The following is a 5,576-nucleotide window of genomic DNA, read 5'->3' on the forward strand; positions in this document are numbered from 1 at the left end:
AACCTGGCGTTGCGACTGGGCTCGCAGCTGCTGGGGCTGGGCGACCTGGGGCAGGCGGCCGCCGGTCTGGGCGGGCAATTGCTCACGCTGCAGTTCAGCCGCTCGGACGAAAGCGAAGCCGACCTGGTGGGGCTGGAGTTGGCCGCGCGCGCGGGCTACCAGCCGTCGGCCGCCGTGAGCCTGTGGCAGAAGATGGGCAATGCCAGCGGCAGCAAACAAGGCGGGCTGGCGTTTTTGTCCACCCACCCATCGGGCCCCGCGCGCATTCGCGAGCTGGAGCAGAACGTGCCCAAGGTGCAAGGCCTGTACGAGGCCGCGCGCCGCAACGGTTGACCTGCGAGATTCCGCAGGCTCGAAGCCTCTAAGACTGAGCCGCCAGGGTGCTGATGGCGGCGTCTTCCCCCGCGAGCTGCACCCGGTTGCGCCCCGCGTGTTTGGCGACATACAGCGCCTGGTCTGCGCGGGCAATGGCGGCCTGCAGGTCGTCGGGCCCGTGCACCAGGGCCACGCCAAACGACAGCGTCAGGGCCAACGGCTCGGGGCCGACGGGCAGCGGTGCCCGGGCCACAGCGGCACGGATGCGCTCGGCCGTGGCGCTGGCGGCGTCCAGCGGGCTGGCAGGCATCAGTGCCAGAAACTCTTCGCCACCCCAGCGCGCCAGCACATCGCCCTCGCGCAGGTTGTCGGCCAGCACCTGGCCCATGGCCACCAGCACCTGGTCGCCCACGGCGTGGCCGTACTGGTCGTTCACGCGCTTGAAGTGGTCCACATCGCACAGCAGCAGCGTCACCGGCGCGCCGCTGCGCCGGCTGCGCTCCAGCGCCTCGGTGGCTTGTGCGTCAAAGTGGCTGCGGTTGGCCAGACCGGTCAGCGGGTCGCGCGTGGCCTGCTTGCGCAGGCGCGCCTCGGCAATGAGGATGGTGCGGCGGTAGAACGCCGACAGCGCTGCCGACATGGCAAACACCACGCAGATGTGCACCCAGTTCACGATCTTCACGCTGTGCGCGGGCAGCGGGTCCAGCGGCCCCACGGCGTCGCTCAGCATGTGCAGGCCCAGGTAGTAGGCCAGCAGGGCCAGCACCATGGGCGCGGCATAGCCGCGCGTGTTGGCGATCACGATGGCGGGGATGAACATCAGCAGGTAGTAGTGAAAGCCGCTCTCCCAGCCGATGAGCAGCGAGCCCAGGGCCGAGTGCCCGATCACCTCCAGCCAGATCAGGGCCAGTGCAGCGGTGTTGTAGCGCTTCTGGATGAGCCGGTAGGCGCCCAGGTACATGGCGATGCTCAGCACATTCACGGCCGCCAGCGGCATCGATCCCAGCCACAGAAACAGCAGGATGTAGCCCGCGTCGATGGCAGCGGCCGTCAGCGCGACCCGCTGCACCATGGCCCAGTAGGCCTTGCCCGCGAGGCTGGAGCCGCGCTGGGGTTCAAGCGGGGGGCGCGGCGCGTTGGATGGGGTCATGGCACGGGGGCACGGACGGCCTGCAGAGGTGGCAAACCGCTCCATCGTAGCCTCCGGCGGTGTCGGGGGTGCGGCGAACTGGCTGGTATCCCGGGGTCTGATCGCCGCTGGGCACCCGGCGGCGCGGAGCTCGCAACCAGGGCCTGTGACGGCTTCCGGCAACCCATTTCAAGCCAAATCAGCTGGATGCGATAGTGGAATATGCCTGTCGTGCTATGAATAAAAGAGCATTGTGGCCTGCGCTCAGGTCCCGCCCACGTAGGGATTGCTTTGCCGCTCGCGCCCGAAGGTGCTCTCGGGCCCGTGGCCAGGAATGAACACCGTCTGGTTGCCCATGGGCCACAGCCGCTGCGTGATGCTGTCGATGAGCTGCTGGTGGTTGCCCTGGGGAAAGTCCGTGCGGCCAATGCTGCCCGCAAACAGCACGTCGCCCACAAACGCGCGGTCGATCTGCGGCGCGTGGAACACCACATGGCCGGGCGTGTGGCCGGGGCAGTGGCGCACGGCCAGCGTCTCGTTGCCGATCTGCACGGTGTCGCCGTCTTGCAGCCAGCGCGTGGGGGTGAAGTGCTGCGCGGGCGGAAAGCCGAACATGGCGCTTTGCTGCGGCAGCCCGTCGATCCAGAACTGGTCGCCCGGGTGGGGGCCCACGATGGGCACCGACAGGCGCTGGGCGAGCTCGCCCGTGCCGCCGGCGTGGTCAATGTGCGCGTGGGTGAGCCAGATCTGGGACAGCGTCAGCCCGTGTTCTTCCACCGCTGCCAGCAAGGTGTCCAGGTCTCCGCCTGGGTCGATCACGGCGGCCTGCCGGGTGGCGTCGCACCAGACGACGGAGGCATTCTGCTGGAAAGGAGTGACGGGGACGGTGAGGTAGCGGAGCATGGGATGGAGGCAGTAAACCCATCGCCCATCGCGCTGGGGCCGCTTTCTCCCAGGGGGCGATAGCGGGCTGGCGCGGCGGAGGCAGGGCCGGAAGGCAACAGCTGCTAGTTTCGCACAGGGCCTGTGCAGCGCCCGCCGTCCCTTGGCGGCCGCTTGGGGCCTCAGTCTGCGTCCACAGGCCGGCCCAGCAGCCGGTTCACGGCGGTGCGCAGGCCCTCGAGCGACGTGGTGTTGAGCACGAACACCACAAAGCCCTCGATCTGGCTGCTCAGCAGCTCAAAGCGGATGTGCAGGAACACCACCAGGTGGTTCTGGATGCGGGTGCCCAGGATGGTGCGGCTGTCGCCCATGTCGAACCGTGGCGGGCTTAGTTCGAACTCGTGGCCCAGCAGGTCGGACAAGGCGGCGATGCAGGCGTTGAGCATCACGTTGCCCACCTCGGTCAGCGCATCCTGCTCGATGGCGCTCAGGTCTTCGCTGGGTACGTTCTGCCCGGCGACGATGCGCACGATTTCCAGGCTGCGGTGGCCTGGAAAGATCAGCAGGGCATCGCCGTTGAGCACGCCGCGAAACGGCTGGCGCACGCCATACATGGGGTGGCCCTGGGTGCCCAGTTGCTGCGCCGCCTCGCTCACGGTGAACACGCTGACATGCGGCACTGAAAGCAGCACCTCGTCGCGCAGCAGGCTGCCCATGGCTGCGGCGGCCTTGCCCACGCCGATGTTGAAGATCTCGCTCAGTGCATCGATCTGTTCGGCGTCTAGCTGGATGGGCATGTCAGGCTCCTGCGAGGGCGATGAGCTGTTGGGCGGCTTGGGCGGTGATGGGCTTGGCAATGAACACCATACCCGCTTCCTCGATGCGCTCCTGCACGGCGTTCTGCACATTGGCCGTGAGGATGGCAATGGGCACCCGGGGCAGCAACTGGCGCAACGCCAGTGCGGCATCCAGGCCGTTCATGCCGTGCATGTTGAAGTCCATGGAAACCAGGTCCACGGGGTTCTCGCGCGCCAGCTGCAAGGCTTCTTCGCCGCTGCTGGCGTGCACGATGGTCCAGTCGGGGCGGGCCTGTTGCACCAGGCCCTGCAGGATCAGGCGGGACATGCGGCTGTCATCCACAATCAAAAGGCGCAGGCTCATGGTTGTTGTGTCGTTGGTTAAGGTCATAGTGCGGGGTGCGCCGCCCCGTGGGTCAGCACCCGGTTGCGGCCGGCGGCCTTGGCGCGGTACAGCGCCGCGTCGGCATCGGCCATCAGCGGCTCGATGCCTGTGTGGTGCCGCTCGCTGGCAGCCATGCCGATGGAAATGGTGAACGTGACCGGGTGCCCTGCAGGCGACGCCAGGCCCAGCTGTGTGATGGCGCCCCGGATGCGCTCGGCCACCTGGCGTGCGCTGTCGGCGCTGGCATGGGGCAGCAGCGCGGCAAATTCCTCCCCGCCCAGGCGGCCGAGCAGGTCGGCCTCGCGCAGGGCCTGGCCGATGGCCTCGGCACAGGCGCGGATGGCGGTGTCGCCCATCTGGTGGCCGTACCGGTCGTTGATGCGCTTGAAGTGGTCGATGTCGATCATCAGCACGGTGCAAGGTTGTCCATGGCGGCGGCAGTGGTCGAACAGGGCGGTGCTGCGCTCCATGAAGGCCCGGCGGTTCAGCAGGCCGCTGAGCGCATCGCGCGTGGCCAGTTCGCGCAGCTGGGCCTCCAGGGCCTTGTGGGTGCTGATGTCAAAGCCCCACAGCAGGTGTGCCAGCTGGCCCTCGACGTCGATGAGGCGGGCCGACAGTGAACTCCAGCGCGGGGCATGGGTGCCGATCTGCGCCTCCATGGCATCGACCTGCCCGTACTGGTCCAGGGTCTGCATGAAGCGCTGGCGTGTGTCGGGGTCGTGCAGCAGGTCGGGCAGAAACAGGGTCTGAGGAGCGGTTTTGAGCCCCAGGCGCTCGGTCAGCCGGTAGTTGATGAAGTGCACGCGACCGCTCTCGACTTCGGCCAGCAGCACGTCGCTGGGGCTGGTGTCCAATATGAAGCCCAGCAGCGCGCGGCTTTCTTCGAGCTTGCGCGTGCGCCGGGCCACGCGGTCTTCCAGCTCCCGGTTGGTTTGCGCCAGCTGCCGCGATGCGGCTTTGGCGGCGCGTGCATCCTGCACCAGCCGGGCAATCAGCAGCGTGGTGCCCACGAGCAGAGCGCTCAGCACCACGCTGAGCACGATGAAGCGCTGGTGCAACTGCTGGCGCGCCTGGTCTGTCTGCTGGGTGCTGAACAGGTGCACGGTGGCCACAGCCTGGCGCAGGCGCTCCAGCAGCGCGTCGGACTGGCGGGTGATGTCTTCGGCCACGCGCAGCGCCTGGGTGGGTGCGGCCGTCGCCTGCGTGCGCCGCGCCGCGGTGCTGCCGGGCTCGTTGGCGCTGCCGCTGGCCTGCGACGACCAGCGCTCCACCTGAGTGCGCAACCCGTCAAGGCCCTGTGCGGTGTCCGGCAGTGCCTCGCGCAGCTGGGTGCTCACGCGCGGTCCGCGACCGCTGGTGTCGAGTGTGCTGTACAGCACGTCCAGCCGGTCGACCAGGTCTTGCGCGCTGGCCTCCCGGGCCCGCAGCTGGCGCGCCAGCAGACTCACCCGCGCCAGTTCGTTGTGCACGCTGGCGATGTACCAGAGGTCGTTTTGCTGGTGGGGCTGCGCAAGGTCCTGGGCCTGGCGCAGCGTCCACCACAGGGCCGCAGAGGTGCCCAAAGCCATGGCCACCACCAGGGCCAGCAGCCGGTGGGTGGTGCGTGTGTTGCTGGCGGCGGGCTGCTGCTTAGCGGATGGAGACAGCATGGACCTGCCAGATGGTGCGGTTGACGTAGTCCTGGCCCTGCTGCAGAGCGGGGTGGGCATCAAACGGGTAGATCAGGATCAGTGGCCCCTTGTCGCGGATGCCCATGCGCTGGCCGTCGCGCCGGTAGGCCAGCACGGGGTTGTAGCGAAGCAGGTCGCTCCAGGGGATCGCGACGGCATAGTCGTTCAGGGCCATCAGCACGATGCGGCTGCGTTCGCCGCCTCCGAGCTGCTCCACCAGGTGGCGCAGCGGAACACCGGTCCAGCGGTGTGTACCCGCCATGCCCAGCGCGGGGGGCAGTGCGGTGGTGATGTCTAGCGCTGGCAGTCGCTCCAGGGCCTGCAGGTCGCAGGCCTGCGCCTGACCGTCGCCGGCAGGCTGCAGTTGCAGCACGCTGCGGCCCTGGGGGGCTGGGCAC

At 68.5% G+C, this 5,576-nt stretch carries 7 protein-coding genes; 1 reads left to right on the plus strand and 6 read right to left on the minus strand.

Annotated elements, in window-relative coordinates:
* Nucleotides 1-333: M48 family metalloprotease (locus DBR23_RS00410; RefSeq protein WP_146191171.1), on the plus strand; the 333-nt coding region annotated here is incomplete at its 5' end.
* A 28-nt stretch (nt 334-361) separates the two neighbouring features.
* Here the strand turns inward: DBR23_RS00410 and DBR23_RS00415 are convergent.
* The 6 genes from DBR23_RS00415 to DBR23_RS00440 all read right to left on the minus strand — a co-directional run.
* Nucleotides 362-1,465 (minus strand): GGDEF domain-containing protein, encoded by a 1,104-nt coding sequence (locus tag DBR23_RS00415; protein ID WP_108496946.1) that lies wholly within the window; start codon nt 1,463-1,465, stop codon nt 362-364.
* Nucleotides 1,466-1,708: 243 nt separating this feature from the next.
* Nucleotides 1,709-2,347: an MBL fold metallo-hydrolase gene (locus tag DBR23_RS00420; protein ID WP_108496942.1), complete on the minus strand. Its 639-nt coding sequence runs from the start codon at nt 2,345-2,347 to the stop codon at nt 1,709-1,711.
* Nucleotides 2,348-2,508: 161 nt separating this feature from the next.
* Nucleotides 2,509-3,123 carry a chemotaxis protein CheC gene (locus DBR23_RS00425; RefSeq protein WP_108496943.1) on the minus strand — a complete coding sequence of 205 codons (615 nt, stop codon included), beginning with the start codon at nt 3,121-3,123 and terminating at the stop codon, nt 2,509-2,511.
* Between the two features lies 1 nt (nt 3,124).
* Complete coding sequence (locus DBR23_RS00430; protein WP_199227595.1) at nt 3,125-3,487, minus strand: response regulator; 363 nt, start codon at nt 3,485-3,487, stop codon at nt 3,125-3,127.
* 23 nt (nt 3,488-3,510) lie between these two features.
* Complete coding sequence (locus tag DBR23_RS00435) at nt 3,511-5,157, minus strand: diguanylate cyclase (protein ID WP_108496944.1); 1,647 nt, start codon at nt 5,155-5,157, stop codon at nt 3,511-3,513.
* The coding region (locus DBR23_RS00440) for a molybdopterin-dependent oxidoreductase (protein ID WP_146191172.1) at nt 5,138-5,576 on the minus strand (439 nt) is incomplete at its 5' end. The genes DBR23_RS00440 and DBR23_RS00435, both read right to left, overlap by 20 nt.

Source organism: Acidovorax sp. HMWF018 (assembly GCF_003061035.1).
Lineage (GTDB): Bacteria > Pseudomonadota > Gammaproteobacteria > Burkholderiales > Burkholderiaceae_C > Acidovorax > Acidovorax delafieldii.